This is a genomic window from Pedobacter agri PB92, assembly GCF_000258495.1.
Classification (GTDB): domain Bacteria; phylum Bacteroidota; class Bacteroidia; order Sphingobacteriales; family Sphingobacteriaceae; genus Pedobacter; species Pedobacter agri.
This window is the reverse complement of the sequence record NZ_AJLG01000370.1, coordinates 1-331: the sequence shown is the minus strand read 5'-3', so window position 1 is coordinate 331 and position 331 is coordinate 1. Positions and strand designations below refer to the sequence as shown.

The 331-nt window shown below is 45.3% G+C and carries 1 protein-coding gene; it reads right to left on the bottom strand.

Translation table 11 applies throughout. The annotated features are described in order from the left end of the window. A partial coding sequence (locus ON09_RS23920) for an FAD-dependent oxidoreductase (RefSeq protein WP_010603604.1) occupies window positions 1-331 on the bottom strand: 331 nt, incomplete at both ends.

Genomic DNA, 331 nt, shown 5'->3' with positions numbered 1-331 from the left:
CTAGGAATTAATGACCGGTATGGAATGTCGTAACAGTCGCCGCACCATTCCAAAGTACAACCACCTCCCTGCGGATGATGTAAATCTAAAGGGTAACTGGCCACGGCAATCGAATCATCAAATCTTGCACAGCCCAAAACATCCTGTGCCGTCATCACATATTTGCCAACAATTCTTCGGGTTTCCCTGATGCCGATAAACGGTGCCATTTTGGTAAAGTATGCGTTCTCAAATCCAGGAACATAGTTAATCAGATATTTCTGGATGTCATGAATTTGCCTGCGTCCTTCTGCTTCACCAAAGGAAAGGCTTGCAGGATCGGTTCCATCTA